Source organism: Pedobacter riviphilus (assembly GCF_014692875.1).
Lineage (GTDB): Bacteria > Bacteroidota > Bacteroidia > Sphingobacteriales > Sphingobacteriaceae > Pedobacter > Pedobacter riviphilus.
In genome coordinates, this window is record NZ_CP061171.1 from 1,766,566 (window position 1) to 1,787,981 (window position 21,416).

General features: G+C 38.6%; 17 protein-coding genes and 1 tRNA gene. 10 read left to right on the forward strand and 8 right to left on the reverse strand.

From position 1 onward, the window contains the following. Window positions 1–12 precede the first annotated feature (12 nt). Entirely contained in the window at window positions 13–5,157 is a 5,145-nt protein-coding gene (locus H9N25_RS07160) for an alpha-2-macroglobulin family protein (protein WP_223833648.1), read from the reverse strand. Further along, a complete protein-coding gene (locus tag H9N25_RS24475) occupies window positions 5,157–5,603 on the reverse strand; it encodes an Ig-like domain-containing protein (RefSeq protein WP_223833649.1) in 447 nt (148 codons plus the stop codon). The genes H9N25_RS07160 and H9N25_RS24475 overlap by 1 nt, the downstream gene beginning before the upstream one ends. A 130-nt stretch (window positions 5,604–5,733) precedes the next feature. Between H9N25_RS24475 and H9N25_RS07165 the strand changes: the two genes are divergently transcribed. Then, window positions 5,734–6,237 carry a nuclear transport factor 2 family protein gene (locus H9N25_RS07165; RefSeq protein ID WP_223833650.1) on the forward strand — a complete coding sequence of 168 codons (504 nt, stop codon included), beginning with the start codon at window positions 5,734–5,736 and terminating at the stop codon, window positions 6,235–6,237. A gap of 54 nt (window positions 6,238–6,291) precedes the next feature. Here H9N25_RS07165 and H9N25_RS07170 read toward each other — a convergent pair whose 3' ends face one another. Both H9N25_RS07170 and topA read right to left on the reverse strand, forming a co-directional pair. After that, window positions 6,292–6,696, reverse strand: a complete 405-nt coding sequence (locus H9N25_RS07170; RefSeq protein WP_167294038.1) for a hypothetical protein — start codon at window positions 6,694–6,696, stop codon at window positions 6,292–6,294. 85 nt (window positions 6,697–6,781) lie between these two features. Further along, window positions 6,782–9,343 carry a type I DNA topoisomerase gene (gene topA, locus H9N25_RS07175; RefSeq protein ID WP_190328423.1) on the reverse strand — a complete coding sequence of 854 codons (2,562 nt, stop codon included), beginning with the start codon at window positions 9,341–9,343 and terminating at the stop codon, window positions 6,782–6,784. 617 nt (window positions 9,344–9,960) lie between these two features. Between topA and H9N25_RS07180 the strand changes: the two genes are divergently transcribed. After that, window positions 9,961–10,473, forward strand: a complete 513-nt coding sequence (locus H9N25_RS07180; RefSeq protein ID WP_113947247.1) for a glutathione peroxidase — start codon at window positions 9,961–9,963, stop codon at window positions 10,471–10,473. Between the two features lie 72 nt (window positions 10,474–10,545). Here the strand turns inward: H9N25_RS07180 and aqpZ are convergent, their stop codons facing one another. From aqpZ to H9N25_RS07195, 3 genes are all read right to left on the reverse strand, one after another. Beyond that, on the reverse strand, window positions 10,546–11,253 hold the full coding sequence (gene aqpZ / locus H9N25_RS07185; RefSeq protein ID WP_167294041.1) for an aquaporin Z: 708 nt from the start codon (window positions 11,251–11,253) through the stop codon (window positions 10,546–10,548). A gap of 344 nt (window positions 11,254–11,597) precedes the next feature. Beyond that, window positions 11,598–12,434 (reverse strand): MBL fold metallo-hydrolase, encoded by an 837-nt coding sequence (locus H9N25_RS07190; RefSeq protein ID WP_190328424.1) that lies wholly within the window; start codon window positions 12,432–12,434, stop codon window positions 11,598–11,600. A gap of 46 nt (window positions 12,435–12,480) precedes the next feature. Next, window positions 12,481–12,924: a MarR family winged helix-turn-helix transcriptional regulator gene (locus tag H9N25_RS07195; RefSeq protein ID WP_167294043.1), complete on the reverse strand. Its 444-nt coding sequence runs from the start codon at window positions 12,922–12,924 to the stop codon at window positions 12,481–12,483. A 170-nt stretch (window positions 12,925–13,094) separates the two neighbouring features. On the opposite strand from H9N25_RS07195, the gene H9N25_RS07200 reads away from it, so the two are divergent. Continuing rightward, the gene (locus H9N25_RS07200) at window positions 13,095–14,324 is read left to right on the forward strand and encodes an MFS transporter (protein ID WP_190328425.1); all 1,230 of its coding nucleotides are present in this window, start codon (window positions 13,095–13,097) and stop codon (window positions 14,322–14,324) included. Between the two features lie 161 nt (window positions 14,325–14,485). On the opposite strand, the gene H9N25_RS07205 is transcribed toward H9N25_RS07200, so the two are convergent. Beyond that, window positions 14,486–15,502, reverse strand: coding sequence for a LacI family DNA-binding transcriptional regulator (locus tag H9N25_RS07205; protein WP_330221093.1), 1,017 nt, complete (start codon window positions 15,500–15,502; stop codon window positions 14,486–14,488). 339 nt (window positions 15,503–15,841) lie between these two features. Between H9N25_RS07205 and H9N25_RS24480 the strand changes: the two genes are divergently transcribed. The 7 genes from H9N25_RS24480 (at window position 15,842) to H9N25_RS07235 (ending at window position 21,376) form a co-directional block, all read left to right on the forward strand. After that, a complete protein-coding gene (locus H9N25_RS24480) occupies window positions 15,842–16,828 on the forward strand; it encodes a sugar-binding domain-containing protein (protein WP_223833651.1) in 987 nt (328 codons plus the stop codon). After that, window positions 16,815–17,672, forward strand: coding sequence for a glycoside hydrolase family 2 TIM barrel-domain containing protein (locus tag H9N25_RS24485; RefSeq protein WP_223833753.1), 858 nt, complete (start codon window positions 16,815–16,817; stop codon window positions 17,670–17,672). The genes H9N25_RS24480 and H9N25_RS24485 overlap by 14 nt, the downstream gene beginning before the upstream one ends. Window positions 17,673–17,692: 20 nt before the next feature. Further along, entirely contained in the window at window positions 17,693–18,517 is an 825-nt protein-coding gene (locus tag H9N25_RS07215) for an SDR family oxidoreductase (protein WP_167294045.1), read from the forward strand. 49 nt (window positions 18,518–18,566) lie between these two features. Next, window positions 18,567–19,736, forward strand: coding sequence for a mannonate dehydratase (gene uxuA / locus H9N25_RS07220; protein WP_167294046.1), 1,170 nt, complete (start codon window positions 18,567–18,569; stop codon window positions 19,734–19,736). A 264-nt stretch (window positions 19,737–20,000) separates the two neighbouring features. Then, complete coding sequence (locus tag H9N25_RS07225) at window positions 20,001–20,234, forward strand: hypothetical protein (RefSeq protein ID WP_190328426.1); 234 nt, start codon at window positions 20,001–20,003, stop codon at window positions 20,232–20,234. Window positions 20,235–20,463: 229 nt separating this feature from the next. Then, window positions 20,464–20,537, forward strand: a tRNA-Arg gene (locus tag H9N25_RS07230). Between the two features lie 140 nt (window positions 20,538–20,677). After that, entirely contained in the window at window positions 20,678–21,376 is a 699-nt protein-coding gene (locus H9N25_RS07235; protein ID WP_190328427.1) for a DUF1826 domain-containing protein, read from the forward strand. The last annotated feature ends 40 nt before the right edge of the window (window positions 21,377–21,416 follow it).

Genomic DNA, 21,416 nt, shown 5'->3' on the forward strand with positions numbered 1-21,416 from the left:
TAATTTTTTATTCTACTTCACCACCTGCACCCATTTACCAGCTTCAGTTGCCGAAATATCATTATTGTACATTGCTTCACATTGAACAGCCGATAAATAATATTTGCCGAGATAAGATGCGTTAAGCAATACCTTATAAACCAAGCTTTCGCCTTCCCTTACATTAAAATAAGTGAAAACGCGATCATCCCTAATATCCTGATAAGTAAAAGGTGATGAAGCTAAAATACTCTGGTTGTCATTTACACGGGTATTGATAATTTCCCAACCTGAAGGGAAAATCTGTGTTAGCGCCATTTGTTCGTAATAGCCCATTCTGCCAGGATTTTTTACAGTTACTTCTGCATAGAAATCTGTTCCTTGTTTTAAGGTGGTTGGATCCAGTACTTTACCGTTTAAACGTTTGTAAGTCACGCTCATATCCAATACCTCTGGTCGGTTTGGCAAAAAGTTATTCTGACCTGCAACTGGTTGTCCTTCTAAAACCAAACGAACAAACAGTACATTATTGCCATTGTTGGTAATTGAAGCCGTATTTCCTTTAAAGGTTACAGGTGTACTGTTAATGTGTTGATTTGAACTTACAGGTGCCGATTTTCCATCCAGTATATACTGATATTGCAGTTTATTTGCCGATTGATTTGAACCACAGAATTTAGCGATAGCCAACAAGCTATAAGCGGTTGTTTGTGTGCTGTACCAGGTATTTTCGCCTAATTTTGCAGCTAATGGCAGTAATAAACTTGCGGCTTTTGCTTTCTGACCAAGTAGGGTTAGGGTTTCTAAAATCATAGCTTCATCACGTACATCCGAGCCATAAGTTCCACCCAATTGCTTGTAAGCCTGAATGGATGTATCTAAACCTCTGATCATATTTTGGGCAACATCATTTTGTCCGGCCAGTTTATAAGCAGCTGCCAATCGCCATTTTGCAGCGATTGATAAGTATTCAAAAGCTTTTAAACGGTTCATTGCTGCCATTTCAGGTTTTTTAGCTAAGGCAAGCATATACAAACGATAGGCCTGGGATAAGTCTCCTCCATAAAAATTATTACTGTTTGGTGCCCAGTTTGCTGCTTTTGATTTTTGATAGCGCAATAGCTCATCTAAAAGACCAACAGGAAGGGTATAACCAGCATTTTGCGCTTCAACCAAGAAATGACCGGCATAATTGCTTCCCCATTCATCAGAAGTGCCTTCTCCAGGCCAGTAAGACAAACCACCATCTGTAGTCTGGAAGCCTTTAATTCGGTTTATTCCGGCTTTAATGTTTTTCTCTGTTGTGGCTTTTTGTTGTTCATTCAACGGACTTAATCTATCCAGGAATAATTGGGGGAATATACCCGAGGTAGTCTGCTCTATACAGCCATGCGGATATTGAATAAGATAACTCAATCTTTTGCCAAGGCTGATTGCAGGGATAGAAGAGACCTCTAGTGAACCAGAATTTGTTCCCGTCATACCGATTGGTAAATAGTTAACAGCCCATTTGGTGTGCGGTTGAACAGTTGCTGATACCACATTAGTTACGTAAGGATTTGGATTTCTGATATCCATTTCCACATCATAAACTGTTTTTTCAGCGCCACTTTGCGCAATCACTTTTACTTTGGCAATACCTACTGTGTTTGGTGCTTTAACTTCAAAATAGGTCATTTGTTCACCTGTTTGTTTGTAGTAAAGCTGCTGTTTGTTAGTGCCTTGAACAATTAAATTACTTGCCTGAAGTTGTACTGATACATTTTTTAGGTTATTCTCTGTGGCAAAAACGGTTACTGGTAAGGTGAAACTTTCTCCCGGACCGATAACCCTTGGCAAAGTAGCCAAAACCATTAACGGCTTTTTAACCTGAACCGACTTTTCGGTAAAACCATATGCGGCATCCTGTCCGGCAACTACCATAGCCCTTACCGCACCAATATATTGTGGTAATTTAAACTTGTGTGTTTTACTTTCGTCTTTGCCAATGGTAAATGGCCCCATAAATTTAACCACTGCTTTAAAACGGTTGGCTTTTGCTGGATTTAAGTTCTTGTTGATACTACCATCACCACCAATGCTTAAAATGCGTTCTAAATTCCCTCCCCATGCGCCTAAAACATAGTCGAATAAATCCCATGTTTTTACACCCAAACCTTCGCGGGCATAAAATGCACCATGTGGATCTGGTGTTTTAAAACGTGTTAAGTCTAATAAACCTTCATCTACGAGGGCAATGGTATAGGTCATTGCTTTGCCGTTCTGTTCACCAACTGTGATGGTGTTTTCGGTTTCAGGCTTGATTTTATCCAACATTTTTATGGTTGGTTTTAGGATGGTTTGCAGGTCTTCTACCGAAAGTGGAATAGCGCCGTACATCCTGATTGGTAAATCGTTTACCGTTTGTGCATGCGGCTGTAATAAAGTGATATTGGCAAAAACATTAGGTGCCATCTCTTTCTCCGCTTTGAACTTAAATTGCGTCTGTCCGGCTTTGGTATCTACCCAGAAGGTTTTTAATACCCGACTTCCATTTTCAATGGAGATTAACGCTCTTCCATTTTTGCCTGTTGGTATGGTTAAGGTAATATCTTCTCCAACCGTGAATTTTTCTTTATTAGCAGTGAAAGATAACATAGACGCCTCTGTTGGGTTGCTGCCCTGTTCGCGCTGTGCCCAGCCCGGCCAATCTATATAAACAGATTTTCCGGTGACATGTCCACCATTTACATCGCGTACTAAAATCAGATAACGGCCCCATTCTGGTTCGTCAACACGTAAGTTCCAGCTTCCCTTTCCGTTGAATAAGTTTACCTGATGACTTTCTACCAGTTTGTTATATTGGTTTTGGGTAAAGTTGGCATAAGTATACTGGTCATCTTGTTCCCACCACCAGCGCCATTGCGTTTTATATAATTCAACCTGAACGGTTTTGGTGCCGCTTAACAGTTTTCCATCGGTATTTACATTTACAATTTCAACTTTATGCTCTTTCCCAGTAACTAACATACCGCTTAAACGGTCGCCTTTTTCTGGCCGGATACCTAAATAACTGTTATACACATGATAAGGTATACTAAAATTATCGATACTGAAATTACCCCCTGGTTCGAAAACTTTGGTGGTAAAGTTTGCCCTTAATACACCAGGAGCGGTATTGTTTTCATTGAGGTTGGTGTTAATCTGAGCTGTACCGTTCTGGTTTAAGGTACCTTCGAAAATGGTTTTAACCTGCGATTGGAAGTTAACCGTAGGGTTATCAAAACTAAAACCTTCAAAGCCTTTAAATTTGGTTTCGGTAGTGTTTAAGTTTACATCAACCTTTGCTTTTAAGTTTTGTGCAACGGCACCGAATAACCATTTGGCAGATAGTGTAGCGGCTGATGTTCCAGCGCTTAAATATGTTCTATTACCAACGTTGAAATCAATTTTCAAGCGGTTTGGCATTACGGTTTCAATTTTTAAGGTTTTGGTAAAAGTAGCTCCACCTGCTTTAACTTTGGCCATCCAGTTGCCGGTTGGTGCAGTACTTTCTGTAGCGGTTTTAAAGGTATAGAATCCATTTAAAGGTTTGCCATTGATCAATCTTTTGTAAAGCTGACCTTTGGGATTATAGAACTCCATGGTTACAGGATAATTGGCCGGAAGTTTTTTTAGTTTATCTTCCAGAACGAAAGAAACAAATAAACTATCTCCTGGTCGCCAAACGCCGCGTTCTCCATAAATAAAACCTTTTAAGCCACTTTGAACTACATCGCCACCCACATCGAACCTGCTTAAAGGCAGTGAGCTTCCATCGTCTAATTTAAGATAGCCACGTTCTGAACCATTTTTTGCGATCAATAAGAAAGGCTGGCGTTTTAGGTCAAAACTTGCAAAACCATCACCATCAGTTTTTGTCGTAAAAATGATCTGTTTTTGGTAGTCCATCAATTCAAGGTTTACACCGCTTAATGGTTTTGCGGTTAATAAATCGGTTGCCACAATGAGCATGCTGTTATCGTTACCGCGTTTGGCTACCAAACCTATATTTGAAGCAATTAAGTTTCTGCTGGCCCAGCGCTGGTTGGTGTAAAACGATGGTGTACATGGATTATCTTTATCATTCCACCTGTAATTTGGTGGGTAATAATTATTGTAACGCTGCCAGAAATCATCGTCCTCATCAATTTTTTCACCATAACCTTCATAATCTCCATATTCAGCATCATCATCACTACCATTGGCTTTTTCTTCTCCGGTTTTACAATTGTAGGCATTGTATTCCTGCCTGAAAGCAATGGTAACCCTGTACATTGCACCAGGCTCTGTACGGATCATCTTGTCAAGATCGAGGGTGAAACGGTTCTTTTTATGGAGGTTAAGTGCCTTATCTTCATCTAATCGCACTGTTTTTTGCAGAATAGGTTTGGCTACCCTACGCAGTTCGTTACCATCTTTATAGCTATTGGTTTGGAAAAACTGCGGTATGTTGTTTTCGTAAATTTTAATTACCGTAACATCAACAGCCTTTAAATTAATCGCTTCGAAAGGTAAAACCAGCTTTCCGGAGTTGGGTAAAATCGTACCTGCACCAGCTATGGTAACCGATGGTAATTTATCTTCGAAAACAAGGTTGGCCATTTTGCCATTAGCCAGTTTTTGGGCATTGATATTCTCAACGCCCGCATTTACATTTAGCGCATAATTGCCCTTAAGTTCTTCTGCTGCATAAACTTTAACCTGACTGGCATCAATGGTGTATCTTAGATCGCTCAGATTGCCGAGTGTTATCATGCCCGTTAAATCCTGGCCAACGCCAATCGGTTCAGAAAACTGTACCAATGCGTAATCTTCTTCGCCCTGAATAGCCTTCATGTCCAGGATTTCGAATTTATTTATTGCCGGAACACGCACTTCTACAGTTCCTTTTTGTTCAGCATCAATAGCATCGCCGTCCCAATCTATTTTTAAAGTTTGATCGTTTCCGGTTTTTTTAATACTGTCGATAGTAAATTTCGAGGTGTTTTTTGCTGGATCATGCTGCCATTTGATTTTTAATTTTTGGTCAAAATCCAATGAAACTGCTTTCTCTATTTTGCTGGTTTCTTCCACATCGGCAGTGGCCACTTCGCCGGTTAATTTCATGTAGTCTAGCGCAGTATTATTCTGCGAGACCAATCCGTTTTGAGAAAGCATTAGGCCCGGGTAATTACTTTAAACTCAAAGTCGAAATCTTCAAGACCTTTTTCTGTGGCAGATACTTCCGAAAGTTTAAAGGTAGCCTCGTAGTTTTTGCCCGGCTTGAGGTTTTCATCAGGTCGAAATTCAACCGTTTGGGGGTCTATCCAATAGGTTTTGCCTGAGATAGAAGGAGAGAAGTCGAAAAGTTCGCGTGTATCTGCTTTGCCCAGATCCTGCATACCTGTTGCCGCATTGGCGAGGTGAACTCTAATAAAACTCTTTTTAGAAATGGTTCCAGAGGTATAGGCTTCAATGTATTTAGCATAGGCCTGATTTTCTTCATGATTTTTTTTCTTTCTATTGAAATAGATAAATACAATCGCCGCTATAGAAACAGCAAGTAATCCGATGAAGATAAATTTCTTTTTGGAGGATGACTGGTAGGTAGATGGTTGTTCCATGTTTGAAATTCGTTAATATAAATGGGAATAATGTTGCGGTAAAAGCAATAGATGTGCCGCAATTATCATTTGTAACTCCAAATGGTATATTCCATCCGAAAATTAACTAAAATTCACCTTAAAATAGATTATGTTGAAAATTAACGTTTATGGTTTGTTCCTTTGCATGGTTTTGGATAAGTTTACAGCGTCAACCCCAATACAACCAGATATGATAAAGAAACTTTTGATTTTTTCGGGCCTGTTAATTTCAACTAATTTTTGTTTTGCACAGAAAGCTGAAGTAGAAAATGCAGTTACGCTATTGACCAAACTGATGGTAAGCCCAGATAGTGCAGCTCTTGATAAGATTGTGCTTAATAATTTAAGCTACGGCCATTCGAGCGGAAAAATACAGACTAAACAGGAATTTATGCATTCGTTACTTTCTGGAGAATCTGATTTTGTAGATATCAATTTAACGGATCAATCTGTTATTATTCAGAATAAAACAGCCTTGGTCAGACATACCCTAAATGCTAAAACAAACGATAAAAATGTTCCCGGGAATGTGAAATTGTATATCCTTTTAATATGGAGTAAAGAAAAGGCAGGTTGGAAATTGCTTGGCAGACAGGCAGTTAAAGTGCCTTAGTTCAGATCCCAGTCTTGAGTCCTAAGTCGGTAATCAAAGACTAATGACTTAAGACTATTTAATCATTACCCCAGGTCGGTTTACCAATGGGATTTTGATCAGATTGGAATCGATGATGCTTTCGGGCAGGAATATAAATTTTTTGTCGTAAATGGTATTGCCCATGTAATAGCTTAGCCAATATTCGTTGGTTAGGCCAAAAACTTCAGGATCAATGGCTTCCACGCCTGCAAAAGAATGTGCTTCCATATCACCAACGAAGTGCCTTAACACAGAAGTTTTTACCTGCTTTCCATCTTTTTCGCCATAACCTTTAGAGCTGATTAAAACATTGGTTATGGGTTCGTTTTTTAAATTAACGAGATAAACCGTCCAGCTTTTTACTTCAGGTGTTTCGCCCATTAATACAACAGCCATTGCAATATCTTCAACTATATTTTCAGGTAAATCTGCTTTCATAATTACTATTTGTCGTCACGCTGAATTTATTTCAGCGTCTTGTATTAAAAGATGCTGAAACAAGTTCAGCATGTCGACTTTATTTTTATTTTTTCTTAGCTACAGCCTTTTTAACAGGCGCTTTTTTCTTTGCCGGTGCTTTTTTCTTCGTTTCAAAAGCATTAGGAACCTGCTCTACAATCATCTTTTTAACTACTTCCAAATCAATATCAGCCAATTCTTCTGGTGTATATTTTTGCTTGGTAGCCTCGTTATTCCCCAATTTGAGCATCAGTTTACCAAAGCGGATAAACGGTCCCCAACGGCCATTTTCAATAGATATTTTTTCGGTTTCCCAGGTTTTAATGTACCTGTTGGCCTCTTTCTCTATTTTTTTGCCAATTAATGTATTGATATCTTCCTGTGTTAAATTATCGAAATCGTATCCTTTTGCAGGAATATTGATAAATAGATCGTTCCATTTAATAAATGGACCAAAGCGTCCTTTACCTTTTGTAACGCCTAAACCTTCATAAAAGGCAATAGGCGCATCGGCATCCATTTTCTCTCTGATAATTTCAACTGCTCTTTCATAAGTTACCGATAAAGGCTCCTCATTTTTAGGAAGCGAGATAAAACTTTCGCCCCATTTCACATAAGGTCCGAAACGGCCAACACCGATCACTACTTCTTTACCTTCAAAATCAGGTAACTGGAAAGGAAGTTTAAACAGCTCCAGGGCATCATCTAAAGTAATGGTTGCAACAGACTGCGTACGCATTAAACTGGCATATCGAGGTTTTTCCTCTTCGTCAAGTTCGCCGATTTGTACCAATGGTCCAAATTTACCAACCTTGGTGTATACATTTTTACCTGTAGCAGGGTCAATACCCAATAAGCGTTCGCCAGTAGCGCGTTCAGCAGTTTCTAAGGTTGTTTCTACCTCACTGTGGAAAGGATTATAAAATGAGTGCAGCATTTTAGTCCATTCTTGTAAACCTTGGGCAATTTCATCAAATTCTTTCTCCACCTTTGCTGTGAAGTTAAAATCAACAATACCTTTGAAATGTTCTACCAAGAAGTCGTTTACTACCTCACCGATATCAGTAGGGAAGAGTTTTGATTTCTCCGCACCTGTAATTTCCGATTTGATTTCTTTTTTTACCTGTCCATCAGCCAAAGTGATAGCCGTAAAATTACGCTGTTTGCCATCTCTATCTTCTTTAACCACATAACCACGGTTTTGTACTGTAGAAATGGTTGGTGCATAAGTAGACGGACGGCCAATGCCCAGCTCTTCTAGTTTTTTAACCAAACTAGCCTCTGTATATCTTGCTGGCGGGCGCGAATAACGCTCTGTTGCCTGCATTTCTTTTAAAAATAGCTCTTGTCCTTTTGTTAAAGGAGGCAAAATTGCACCGCCTTCTTTTTCATCAGTTTCTTCATCATCAGTAGATTCCAGATAAACTTTTAAGAAACCGTCGAACTTTAATACTTCACCTTCGGCCACTAAGTGTTCTTTTCTGGTTGAAGCAGTAATCTGAGCAGTTGTTTTTTCAAATAAAGCCTCACTCATTTGCGATGCAATTGAACGTTTCCAGATTAAATCATATAAACGTTTTTCTGAAATGTCTCCATCTACGGTATGCCTGTCGAAATACGTCGGGCGGATGGCTTCGTGCGCTTCTTGTGCACCTGCTGATTTGGTTTTATATACCCTTGGCTGATGATATTTATCGCCGTAAGCAGATTTAATTTCGGCAGCAGCAGCATTAATCGCAGTTTCTGATAAGTTTACAGAGTCTGTCCTCATGTAAGTAATCTTACCCGCTTCGTACAGCCTTTGTGCAACCTGCATGGTTCTGGCCACCGAAAAACCTAATTTTCTCGAAGCTTCTTGTTGCAGGGTTGAGGTGGTAAATGGGGCTGCCGGATTACGTTTTGAAGGCCTTGTTTCTAAACTGGTAATATCGAATCTTGCATTTACACAGTCTTGAAGAAATTTTTCAGCATCAGCCTCATTTTCGAAACGTTGTGGCAGTTCTGCTTTTACAATTTCTCTTCCTTTGCCAGTGGAAAACTGAGCCGTGATTTTATAGGCTGCAGCTGCATTAAAGTTTAAAACTTCTCGCTCTCTATCAACAATTAAACGTACAGCAACTGATTGTACGCGGCCTGCAGATAATGATGGTTTAACTTTTTTCCATAAAACGGGAGAAAGTTCGAAACCCACCAAACGATCTAGTACACGGCGTGCCTGTTGGGCATTTACCAGATTATAATCAATTCCACGCGGATTATCTATTGCTTTTAAAATGGCTGGTTTGGTAATTTCGTGAAAAACGATACGTTTTGTTTTCTCCACTTTTAGGCCCAAAGTTTCGAATAAGTGCCACGATATTGCTTCCCCCTCGCGGTCCTCATCGGATGCTAGCCATACCATTTCGGCTTCTTTAGCTAGTTTTTTTAGTTCGGCGACAACATTTTTCTTGTCAGTAGGTACCTCGTAGGTCTGCGCAAAATTATTCTTGATATCAATCGCCATATCGCCCTTAACTAAATCACGGATATGGCCATAGCTAGATTTCACCAGGAAATCTTTGCCTAAATAGCCTTCTATAGTTTTAGCTTTTGCGGGTGACTCGACGATTAATAAATTTTTGGCCATGAAATACGTTTTTGTGCAAATAAAGCTATAATTAAAGCATAAATCCAAACCTGAAGAGAATTTAATACATTTTTTTTATTAGATGAAGGTTAAATATGTCTATTTATAAGAAGTTTTTAATTCGGTTTTAATTTTTTTGTTTTTGAAAACAACATCAATGCGATTGGGTTAGGGTTAATCCCGCTCTCGTTTCTGCCGGAGAAAATCGGTATCTCACTTCAGTCGGGTTTAAGCGGCCTGGCTGATGCTATTATTGAGGTTTTAATAGCTTTATGCTAAACTGAAGCTACGAAAGAGGAACAGGTGTTGTTAATTAAACCGGATAGAGCGGAATAGCCCACAGCGCAGCGAGGACTATAAGCGATAGCCGGGCTGTAACTGCCAAGAATTGCTGCGCTTGCATTTTCTGAAAAAAAAGAATTGATTATTTTGAATGCAGTTTGATCTAAATTTCATTAAAAAGATGGTGAACAGGATTTTTTGATGAAACCATTCGTTTTCTTACCGTTGCAAAACTTTAAACGCTTTAATTATTAATATCATATAATTTAATTTACAGGCACATTACATCAAGGCAACCGATTTGTGACTATATTCGTATATAAAAATAAAAAACGATGATCAGCACAATTTTAATCCTATTAAACTTATTGGTGTCGCCACCAAAAAATGTTTACGATTTCAGCTTTAAAACCATTGATGGTAAAGAAATTAAGCTATCGAAATTTAAAGGCAAAAAAATCTTAATTGTTAATACAGCTTCCAAATGTGGTTTTACCCCACAATACGAGGATTTAGAAAAACTGCAGAAAGAATACGGCAAAAAAGTGGTCTTGATTGGCTTTCCTGCTGGTAACTTTGGTGGACAGGAGTTTTCTACCAATGCTGAGATTAAAGAATTTTGTACCGGGAAGTATAATGTTTCATTTTTACTTGCCGAGAAAAGCAGCGTTAAAGGTGATGATATCAGTCCTTTGTTCAAGTATTTAACTTCTCAGACCAATACTGAAGAGCAGGGCGATATTAAATGGAATTTTGAGAAATTCTTAATCAACGAAAAAGGAGAGTTAGTACACCGTTTCCGTTCTAAAACAAAACCTACTGACGAAGCGATTGTTAAAAATTTATAAAGCTTAGTGTTTAGGGGTTAGCATTTAGATACTAACCTCTAAACCCTAAACTATTGCATCTTTTTATTTAACCTAGTTTTTCTCCAAAACGGTTTTCCAAACTAAAGCACTAAGTGCTGCACCAATAATCGGCGCTACTATAAAGAGCCAAACTTGGCTTAATGCTTGTCCGCCAACTAACAGGGCAGGGCCAATACTTCTGGCAGGGTTTACTGATACTCCGGTTACCGGGATACCCACAATGTGGATGAGTGTTAAACTTAAGCCAATTGCTAGTCCGGCAAAGCCTCCATTGATATTTTTAGTAGATGTTGAGCCAAAAATGACCAATAAGAAAATGAAGGTGAGTACAATTTCCGCAATAAAACCAGCGTGTAAACTGTAATGCTGTGGAGACAGTGCTTCAAAACCATTTTGGCCTAATCCATTTGCCGCTAAAGAATATTCTGGTTTTCCTGAGGCAATCTGTAACAAAATAAATGCGCCAGCAATACCACCGAGCACCTGCGCTACAATATAATAGGCAGCTTCGCTAATTTTCATACGGCCTGCTATTACCATTCCGATTGAAATGGCAGGATTAATGTGGCAGCCTGAAATATGTCCTATGGCATAGGCCATTGCTGTAACTGATAAGCCAAAGGCAAAAGATATGCCCAATAAGCCAACTCCGGTTGTGCCATTTGCGCCAGCTATAACCGCGCTACCGCAACCCATTAAAACCAGTACGAGTGTGCCTAGAAATTCGGCACTGAATTTAGAAAGTTTACTTGTCTCCATATAATTTATTATTTAAAGGTTTAAATATTATATCCGGATGATTGTCAATCGAATATAACTAAAAATTTAGAATATTAAATGGAATAAAGTGTTGGCGATTTTAGCCTTTTTAAAATTGAAAAAATAGTTAAGGGAAAGGGGCTTAAATCCATAAGCCCCAATAAACCAAACAAACTATTTATGAAGTTTATATAAAACGCCTGTTTAGATAAAAAGTTTTTGTAAAAATTAAATTATTTGCTATTAATTATCGCTTTCGCAAAGCTGGTAAGGGTTTATTGCTTAAAACAGGCTATTTTGTAGCCGAATTGATAAAGCGACAAGTTATTTTTGACTTTATTATGTTAAAACAAGTTGAGTTGTGCTGCTTGGTGTAAACTTGGGTCGAAACTGTAGACTTCAGATGTGTTTTGGGTATTGCTTACATAATATAGCGCTGTTTCCTCATACCTTGAGGCTACTTTAACAAAAGTATCGCCGGCAACATTTTTAAAAAGATTTTCAACCAGCTTTGGGTCGTTATTATCTTTTGATAAGTGGCTTAGTAATAAGTGACTCATATACGAGGCTTTATGGTTGACGAAAAGCTCCAGCGCCTGCGCATTACTTAGGTGGCCGTGGCCACTTGTAATCCTTCTCTTCAAAAAATAAGGGTACCCGCCATTTTCCAGCATCTCCGTATCATAATTTGCCTCTAGGAAAGCGGCATGGCAGTTTTTGAAATGCGTAATTAATCGGTCGCATACCTTTCCTATATCTGTAAAAACACCAACTCTTACTTCGTTACATTCAACAGTAAAACTATAAGGATCAGCAGCATCGTGAAATTTAGAAAAGGCAGCAATTTTTAGGCCGCCAATCTGAATGTGCTGCAGATGACTTAATGAAAAGGTATTGTCTGCATCCAAAACTAACCGACTGCTTTTTAGGGTTGCTGTGCTAATGTAGACTGGGAGTTTATATTTTTTAGCAAAAACCGCTAGCCCTTTAATGTGGTCGCTATGCTCGTGCGAGATAAAAATTGCCTTTACTTTACTTATCGGTAAACCCAAACGGTTCATCCGTGTTTCAATCTCTTTACAGGTTAGGCCAATATCAACCAAAACAGCTTCATTATCATTACCTATATAGTAACAATTGCCATTACTGCCCGAATTAATTGATGTAAAATATAGTGCCATTTTCAGCCTGCAAGATAAGGCTTATTTGGCGAAGGAAAAAAGAAAACTATACTCTCGTACCGTTGTGTTCTACCAAGCGGGAAAGAAGGGGGAGGAAAGCCTGTATGAGGTTAATTTCTTCCGAAGAAAAGATTTTTTCCATGGTTTGTGCCAGCCATTCTTCTTTTATTTTTCTACTGGCGATAATGTGTTTTTCGCCAAGTTTGGTTAAGCCAATAAATACCTTTCGTTTATCCTCTTCGCTGGGGAAACGTTCCACGCATTTGGCATCGAACAGGCGGTTGATGATCTGAGAAATAGCCTGTTTTGATACTCTTTCCATGTCTGCCAACTCTGTAGACAGCATTTTTCCGTGTTGTTCGAGTAACGACATTGTCAATAATTCAGCGTTACTAAAGTCTGAACTTACATTTTGCTTGCGTAACTGCCTGGTTAAGCGGGTAACGGTGCTTCTTAACTTTGCAGCAATTTCTTGTGTTTGAGTAGGCATCTTATTGGTAAATAAACTTTACAAATATATGTTTTTAATTTTGTAGATAAACTAATATTGGTTTTTGTTTTGTTTGAATTATGATTCTGAAGTGATAAAACTTTCTATTTTATGTTTTTTAGTTTGGTGTTGGTTTTGTATTTTTGTAAAGTTACTTTACTATTTTAAACATGAGTATTTTTCGTTCGCTAAGGCACTACAATTACAGGTTATTTTTTACAGGTCAGGCTATTTCATTAATTGGTACATGGATGCAGCGTGTAGCTGTTAGCTGGTTGGTTTACCGTTTAACGGAATCGGCTTTTTTATTAGGGTTGATTACCTTTTTGAGTTTAATTCCTTCGCTGGTGTTAGCGCCATACGCAGGTAGTTATGTAGATAGGCATAATAAGTATAAGATATTGATCATTACCCAGGTGATCCTGATGCTACAAGCTGGTGCCTTGGCCTTGATGATCTGGTTTAAAGTGTATGATATGTTCTGGATTGCAGCGCTTTCGCTGGTTCAGGGTTTGGTAAATGCTTTTGATGTTACCGCCCGTCAATCCTTAATGGTAAATTTAATTGATGATAAAGAAGATTTACCAAATGCAATTGCACTCAACTCTTCAATGTTTAATGCCGCCAGGTTAATCGGTCCGGCGTTAGCAGGAGTAATTTTGAGTACCTGGGGCGAGGATATCTGTTTCGTGATCAATTTTGTAAGCTTTATTGCTGTATTGGGTTGTTTGGTGATGATGAAACTAAAACTCACTGAGCATCAAAAATCGACAGAAAATATCTGGATCGACCTAAAAAAGGGTTATGATTACCTTAAATCATCTCCAGATTTGGCTTCTATGGTATTAATGATGGCTGCATCGAGTTTATTGGTAATCCCTTTTACTACGCTATTGCCTGTTTTTGCGAAAGATATTTTTAATGGAAATGCCACAACATTTGGTTGGTTTGAAAGCGCCGCAGGACTTGGAGCTTTCTTTGGAGCCATTTATATGGCTACCTTAAAGGTGGGGCAGAACCTACAGAAAATCGTAATGATGTCGGGCATTTTGCTGGCTATTTCGGTTGTGGCACTGGCTATATCGCCATCACTTATTCTGGCTTTAATTTGTACCAGTTTGGCTGCATTAGGCTTAATGGCTCAAACTTCATCTATTAATACCTATTTGCAAACCCACGCCGATGATATGATGAGGGGTAGAACGCTAAGTTACTATATTATGGCTTACCAAGGGGTATTGCCAATCGGTAGTTTGTTAATGGGGTACCTAGCACATCTTTTTGGTACCCAAACTGTAGTTGCTTTTGAAGGTGTTGCAGGCTTGTTGATTGTTGCAGCGTTTGTGTATAATGAAAATCATCGCAATCAATTGAAGGGTAGTGCAATGTCGTTAAATTAATATGTGCCTTAAATTTTCTTTAGTATTTCTATTAGGAATCGTCATGCTGAATTTATTTCAGCATCTTTCTTACATGATAGACCCTGAAATAAATTCAGGGTGACGATCGGCTGGATAAGACGTTGCACATACCACGCTAAACGCCTTCTGCTAAACACTTGTTAGTGCACAATCAGCTTACAATCGACCATTATTTTTTGGTAATTCTGAATATCGATTTCTTTATTAATTAATTGTATCAATAATTTAATCGCATTTTCACCTACCAATTCGGGGTTTTCTTCGATAGAAGCAATAGGGGGTGAATCGAGATAACTGATGAAAGAAGTGTTTCCAAATCCTATACATTCAATTTTGTTAAAGTTAGGGTAGTTTATCGATCTCAGGTACTTTATTGCATCGAATAGGATAAGCTCTTTAAAAGCCACGAGCGCAGTGGGCATGTTTTCTGGATTGGCAAATAAATTCTTAATTGCTGAGATGGTATTTTCTTTATCAAAATCGGTGTAGGCAACCAATTCTGAGGAAAAAGGCACTTGATTATCTTTTAATGCATTGATGTAGCCATTAAAACGATCGTGCGTAAAATTAATCATTTTCGGACCGCCTAAATAAGCAATCTTTTGATGTCCTCTGTCTATTAAAAATTTTGTGGCCTGGTAACAGCCCTGGAAGGTATTGCCCAATACTTTGTGGCAGCTTAGGTTAAAGCTCGGATTTCGGGTGTAATACACCACCGGAATGCCTATGTTTTCGAACTGGTCCAGATGTGCAAAATCTTGTGTGTGTTTCGAAATGGCCACAATTAAGCCATCCACCCGGCTCCGTAACAACATATTCGCAGATTGGATTTCTTTTTCCAGATCATCGTGAGATTGACTGATGATTACGTTGTATCCATTTTGTGTAGCAAACTGTTCTACACCATAAATACTTCTGGTAAAAAAGTGATCTAAAAGGTTGGGTAAGATAATGCCAATAATGCGCGACCTCCTTTCCTTTAAATTAATAGCTGATTTATTGGGTGTAAAATGTAAATCGCGGGCCATTTCCTGAACACGTTGTTTTGTGTACTCGTTAATGGTGGGGTAGTTGTTAAGGGCTTTTGATACTGTTGATACTGACATCTTTAACTTCTCAGCTAAGAATTTTAGTGTAACAGGTGTATTGTTCATCATCTTTTCCAATCTCAATGCATAGTTAAGAAAAAAAACACAATTATTTCAAACGTTTGAAATGAGTCTCAGTGGATTTTGTTGCGTTTTGACCTGTTTTAAAAAGGTTTAATTTTTTGAGCTTCTCTAAATTCGTAATCACTAGCGCAAACTATCCAAATAAACAGAATGAAATCATTACTTGCTGCCAGCAAATGTTGCCAAAAACCAGGCTTATGCTTTTGGGGCAAATCCATCGTTATTAATGAAAAACTTAATTTTGCTCAAATTTAGGTGGGTGGTACATCGTCAGCTAATTAATTGTTAGTTTTGAAACGATCAATTAATATTAAAACTTAAGTTATGCTAAAAACAATCTATAGCGTATTTTTAATCTGCTTTTCACTCTTTCCATCAGTCAATTACGGTCAGGTTACCGCTATACAGAACATTCAGGGACGGAAAATCGAGAGTCTTAATGGTAAATGGAATTATATTATCGATCCTTACGAAAACGGTTATTATGATTATCGTCACGATCCATTCGATCAGTCTAAAACCGGAACCGGGGGGTATTATGATGATAAAGTTCAGAAAGATAAGTCGGAGCTGATTGAGTATGATTTCGATCATTCGCCACAAATGAATGTTCCTGGTGATTGGAACTCGCAATCGGAAAAATTAGAGCTTTATGAAGGCAATGTTTGGCTCCGCAAAAAGTTTGATGCAAAACCCGAAAAAGGGAAAAAATATTTCGTGTATTTCGGTGCAGTAAATTATGAAGCACATGTTTACCTCAATGGTAAAAAACTAGGCGTACACAAAGGTGGTTTTACACCTTTCCAGTTCGATGTAACCAATAATTTAAAAGTTGGCGAAAACTCCCTTGTGCTTAAAGTTGATAATATCCGTAAACAGGATGAAATTCCAACTGTAAATACCGATTGGTGGAACTACGGAGGCATTACACGAGATGTTTACTTAGCCGAATTTCCTGAACATTTTATCAGCGATTACAAGCTTCAGCTCGTTAAAGGAAACAATAACCTGTTAAACTTTTCTGTAAAACTTGCTGATGCAACCGCTGGACAGGAAATTACACTTTCCATTCCAGAGCTAAAGCTGGAAAAGAAGTACAAAACAGATAGCGAAGGTAAAATTGTAGACGAATTTATCTGGAACAACTTAAGCTTATGGTCGCCAGAAACACCAAAATTATATGCGGTAAATATTAAAACCGATAAAGAAAATATTAACGATAAAATTGGTTTCAGAACTATCCAGGTTAATGGCGATAGCATTCTGTTAAACGGTAAATCTGTTTTTTTTAAGAGGAATCTCACTACATGACGAAAACCCGCTTTTAGCTGGCCGTTTACGTTCAGAAGGCGATATGCGCATGATGCTGCAATGGGCAAAAGATATGAACTGTAACTACGTTCGCCTGGCACATTACCCGCATAACGAAGAAATGATCCGTCTTGCTGATGAAATGGGGCTTTTGGTTTGGGCCGAAGTTCCTGTTTACTGGACAATTAGCTGGACCAATCCGGCAACCTATGCCAATGCAAAAAAACAATTAACTGATTTAATCATACGCGATAAAAATAGGGCAAGTGTAATTGTTTGGTCAATCGGGAATGAAACGCCACTTAGCGATGCCCGTTTGAGTTTTATGAGCAATTTGGCAGAAACGGCCCGTTCTTTGGACGATACCCGTTTGGTAGCTGCTGCGTTAGAGGTGCACCGCGAAGGAAATAATATTATTTTAAACGATCCTTTAGGCGAAAAAATCGATCTGGTTAGTTTTAACGAATATGCAGGCTGGTACTGGGGTGGTAACCCTTCTGAAATTACCAAATACAATTTCGATATCAAATATAAAAAACCTGTCGTAATTACTGAATTTGGTGGCGATGCTTTGGGTGGTTTCCACGCTGATGAAAATACCCGCTGGAGCGAAGAGTACCAGGAGGCATTGTACAAAAACCAGATTATTCTGTTGAGTAAAATCGGTGCTTTACGCGGAATGACTCCATGGATTTTAACCGATTTCAGGTCACCAAGAAGACAACATCCAATTTATCAGAATTTCTGGAACCGTAAAGGATTGATCAGTGAAACAGGCAAGAAAAAGAAAGCCTTTTTTGTGCTGAAAGATTTTTACGACCAGATGCAGGTAAAATATAAATAAACTAAAAAAGAACTAAATAAATGGTAAAAGAAGTAGAAGGCCTGTTTTCGCTAAGAAACAAGGTGGTAGTAGTTACTGGTGCTACAGGTGTTTTAGGCGAAGCTTTTATTAACGGTTTGTGCGCAGCGGGGGCTACAATCGTTGTAATTGGAAGAAACGAAGAAATAGCTAAACAAAGAGTTGCTGATGTGACTGAGGCTGGTGGTAAAGCAATTTATATAATTGCCGATGTGTTGAATGAACAGCAACTGATTGATGCAAATTCAACCATCATTAAAGCGTTTGGCCGGATTGATGCATTGGTAAATGCGGCTGGCGGAAATGTGGCTGAAGCGGTAATCCAACCGGGCAGCGATATTTTCGATCTTAATATTCCGGCATTAAAACAGGCTTTCGATTTAAACCTGTTCGGAACAATTATGCCAACACAGATTTTTGGTAAGGAAATAGCCAAGAATGGTGGCAGCATTGTAAATATCTCATCTGTTTCGGCAACCCAGGCGCTCACCCGCGTATTGGGCTATTCGCTGGCTAAAGCAGCTATTGATAGTTATACCAAATGGATGGCTGTTGAGCTAGCTAACCGCTACCAGGATAAAATTAGAATGAATGCCATTGTACCTGGCTTTTTTATCACGAACCAGAACAGGGCATTATTAACCAACGAGGATGGTTCTTTAACTGCGAGAGGGCAGGCCATTATTTCTAAAACACCATTTAAACGGTTTGGGGCCCCGGAGGAATTAATTGGCGCTTTAGTATATTTGTTAAGTGATGCCTCTAAATTTGTAAATGGCGAGAATATTAAAGTGGATGGTGGATTTACCGCATTTTCTGGTGTTTAAAATTAACTGCTATTCTGTATAATCATTAAAATCAAGGCAATCAAATATAATGAAATATAAAAAATTAGAACAAACCTGGCGTTGGTATGGCCCGAACGATCCGGTGAGCTTACAAGATGTTAAACAGGCTGGTGCCACCGGCATTGTAACGGCACTGCATCATATTCCACACGGCGAAGTTTGGCCATTGCACGATATCCAGGAAAGAAAAGCAATTGTAGAGGCTGCTGGTTTAACCTGGTCAGTAGTAGAAAGCGTTCCCGTACACGAAGCAATTAAAACCCGTAGGGCAGATGCCGCGCAGTATATAGAAAATTATAAAACCTCTTTGCGTAACCTGTCAGCCTGTGGAATTAAGATCGTATGTTATAATTTTATGCCGGTTTTAGACTGGACACGTACGCAACTGGATCTGGAAATGACCGATGGATCGAAAGCACTTTATTTTAATTGGATCGATCTGGCTATTTTTGATCTTTACATTTTGAAACGGGAAGGGGCAGAAGCAGATTATTCGAAATCTATTTTAGACAGAGCTGCAGCTAAATATGATACTTTAACAGAACAGGATTTAGTAGATCTTCGTATCAATGTATTAATGGGTATTCCTAACGAAAAAGAAATCGAGCTGGAGACCTTGCGTAACAGTATTAATGAATACAAAGCCATTGGAACACAGGGTTTAAAAGAAAATTTGAAATTTTTCTTGTCATCTATTGCCGAGGTTTGTACAGAAGAAGGTATTAAAATGACGATCCATCCTGACGATCCTCCCTATGCTATTTTAGGTTTGCCAAGGATAGCAAGCACACTCGAAGATTTTAATTATATCATTAAAGAAGTAGACCAGGCTTTTAACGGTGTTTGTTTCTGTACAGGCTCTTTGGGTGCCGGAATGGGAAATAATGCTTTAGAGATCTTCAATGCGGTTAAGGAACGTGTTTACTTTGCGCATTTGCGTAACGTTAAAAAAGATGAGGACGGTAGTTTTTACGAAGCAGATCATTTAGGTGGCGATGTGAATATGTACGAAATCATGAAAGCCTTATCAGAAGAAAATGCATTACGCGATAAGTCAATTCCTTTCCGTCCAGATCATGGCCACCAAATGTTGGATGATTTGGCCAAAGTAACCAATCCGGGTTATTCGGCCATAGGCAGATTAAGAGGGTTGGCCGAATTAAGAGGGTTGGAAATAGGAGTAACGGGCAATTACTAATTTAGATCGCAATTGTGAGGAGGAGCAACGAAGCAATCTCATTAATTGTCTTTCTTCGTTTTTGTCAATCCTGAGCTTGTTGAAAGATCTTTTTAACCACATATGCGCACAAATAAAAACTGATTTATTTGTGCGCATTTTTTGTAATGGCTAGGCTTGTATCCGCCTTTCGTCCAAACACCAAACACTTACATAAATACACATCAATTCCCGAAATTTTAACCCACCTTTGCTTGTGGCTTGAAATTTGAGTCTCTTAAAATTATGGAAAACAGCAACAACCCCAAGAAGAAGATCTTAACACCTTCTGTTGTACATGACGATTTACCTGAGGTTAAGAAACCTGAGCATTTACGGAAGGTACCGCTAAATCACGACAGTAGATTGCCAGAAAATCCTGAAAGAAATTATCATCATGAAGAATTAAAGAGTGTAACCGCCAGTCACGAGAAAATTCGGCATGCCGATGATGATATTTGGAACGGGGAAGACGCATAAATTAAATTTTTGATCATATTTTTTGTAACTTATTCTATGTTTTTAGCATAGAATGTGGATCTTAATATTGTTTTTTGTGCTCAGCAATCAAATTTTTTATCCAGAATTAAATTTTAATTGCTTCGTTCTTAAATACTTATTTGAAATAGAAAATTACCTTTTAAATAGTTTAAAATATATTTTTACATATTAAATAGAACTTCTATATTTGCAGCTCATTAAAAAATGAGCCTCGGTAGCTCAGTTGGATAGAGCAACGGTTTTCTAAACCGTGGGTCAGGGGTTCGAATCCCTTCCGGGGTACAACCGGACTTTGAACACTTCAAAGTCCGGTTTTTTTTTAATCGAGCTTCTAAACTATGCCGGTACGATCTTTTGCACCAAATCGATAATTACGATCCTTACTTTTGCAATGAATAACGGCTAAATAGCTTAATTAAGAAATGCATAATAGATTTTCTAACAGTAAACAGATTGTGGTTGTTTCCACTTTTTCTCATCTCTTAAATGCGAATTTTAAGGGAGATATAAACGCAGTTTGCTGGCAGAGAGACCTGGCTGGTGACTTTAATGAAATCGTGTCCAAACTTGAATTGAAAGCAGACCTGACAGAAGTTTCTATGGAAGATCTTCAGGCACTTAAGCTATCAGAAAAAGGTAGTACCGCAAGGGAGCTTATCTTGAGTGATTTCAAGCTGTTAACAGATATCGGGGCATCGCCCTCACTCAATTTGATTAAAAGTTATGACCGGGATGAGGAGTTCGATTTCATTTCAACAGATGTATATTCTTTTCATGTAGACCGTTCGCCCATTGGTACCGATACCTTTTTGTGTACCTATTATGGTGCAGCTAGTGAAATTTTAGCCAATAACGAGGCTGAACAAAAAGTCAGGGTACCGGAGATCAGGCAAAAGCTCAAAGAATTGCATAACGGTATAGAAGCGGAATTTGAAAGCTTTTTGACTGAACATTATTTTGATCTACATTACCAAGCTAAACCAGGTGCCATACCTGTAAATCTGGGAGTAGGCCATTTATGGAGACTGGCGGTAGATCATCCTGAAAAACAGTGTTTGCCTTGTGTTCACCGGGCACCTATTGAAAAAGATGGAGCGTATAGACTGTTGCTTATCTGCTAATTGGTCTGGTTAATTTTTTAAGAGGTATAAAGATAAACTT

What these genes read in the sequence shown, in the direction of transcription:
- H9N25_RS07160 (WP_223833648.1), bottom strand. Translation starts at nt 5,157, where the DNA reads ATGCTTTCTCAAAACGGATTGGTCTCGCAGAATAATACTGCGCTAGAC.
- H9N25_RS07170 (WP_167294038.1), bottom strand. Translation starts at nt 6,696, where the DNA reads ATGAAAGCAGATTTACCTGAAAATATAGTTGAAGATATTGCAATGGCT.
- H9N25_RS24480 (WP_223833651.1), top strand. Translation starts at nt 15,842, where the DNA reads ATGCTAAAAACAATCTATAGCGTATTTTTAATCTGCTTTTCACTCTTT.
- aqpZ (WP_167294041.1), bottom strand. Translation starts at nt 11,253, where the DNA reads ATGGAGACAAGTAAACTTTCTAAATTCAGTGCCGAATTTCTAGGCACA.
- H9N25_RS07225 (WP_190328426.1), top strand. Translation starts at nt 20,001, where the DNA reads ATGGAAAACAGCAACAACCCCAAGAAGAAGATCTTAACACCTTCTGTT.
- H9N25_RS07165 (WP_223833650.1), top strand. Translation starts at nt 5,734, where the DNA reads ATGTTGAAAATTAACGTTTATGGTTTGTTCCTTTGCATGGTTTTGGAT.
- H9N25_RS24475 (WP_223833649.1), bottom strand. Translation starts at nt 5,603, where the DNA reads ATGGAACAACCATCTACCTACCAGTCATCCTCCAAAAAGAAATTTATC.
- H9N25_RS07235 (WP_190328427.1), top strand. Translation starts at nt 20,678, where the DNA reads ATGCATAATAGATTTTCTAACAGTAAACAGATTGTGGTTGTTTCCACT.
- H9N25_RS07190 (WP_190328424.1), bottom strand. Translation starts at nt 12,434, where the DNA reads ATGGCACTATATTTTACATCAATTAATTCGGGCAGTAATGGCAATTGT.
- topA (WP_190328423.1), bottom strand. Translation starts at nt 9,343, where the DNA reads ATGGCCAAAAATTTATTAATCGTCGAGTCACCCGCAAAAGCTAAAACT.
- H9N25_RS07200 (WP_190328425.1), top strand. Translation starts at nt 13,095, where the DNA reads ATGAGTATTTTTCGTTCGCTAAGGCACTACAATTACAGGTTATTTTTT.
- H9N25_RS07215 (WP_167294045.1), top strand. Translation starts at nt 17,693, where the DNA reads ATGGTAAAAGAAGTAGAAGGCCTGTTTTCGCTAAGAAACAAGGTGGTA.
- H9N25_RS07205 (WP_330221093.1), bottom strand. Translation starts at nt 15,502, where the DNA reads ATGATGAACAATACACCTGTTACACTAAAATTCTTAGCTGAGAAGTTA.
- H9N25_RS07180 (WP_113947247.1), top strand. Translation starts at nt 9,961, where the DNA reads ATGATCAGCACAATTTTAATCCTATTAAACTTATTGGTGTCGCCACCA.
- uxuA (WP_167294046.1), top strand. Translation starts at nt 18,567, where the DNA reads ATGAAATATAAAAAATTAGAACAAACCTGGCGTTGGTATGGCCCGAAC.
- H9N25_RS07195 (WP_167294043.1), bottom strand. Translation starts at nt 12,924, where the DNA reads ATGCCTACTCAAACACAAGAAATTGCTGCAAAGTTAAGAAGCACCGTT.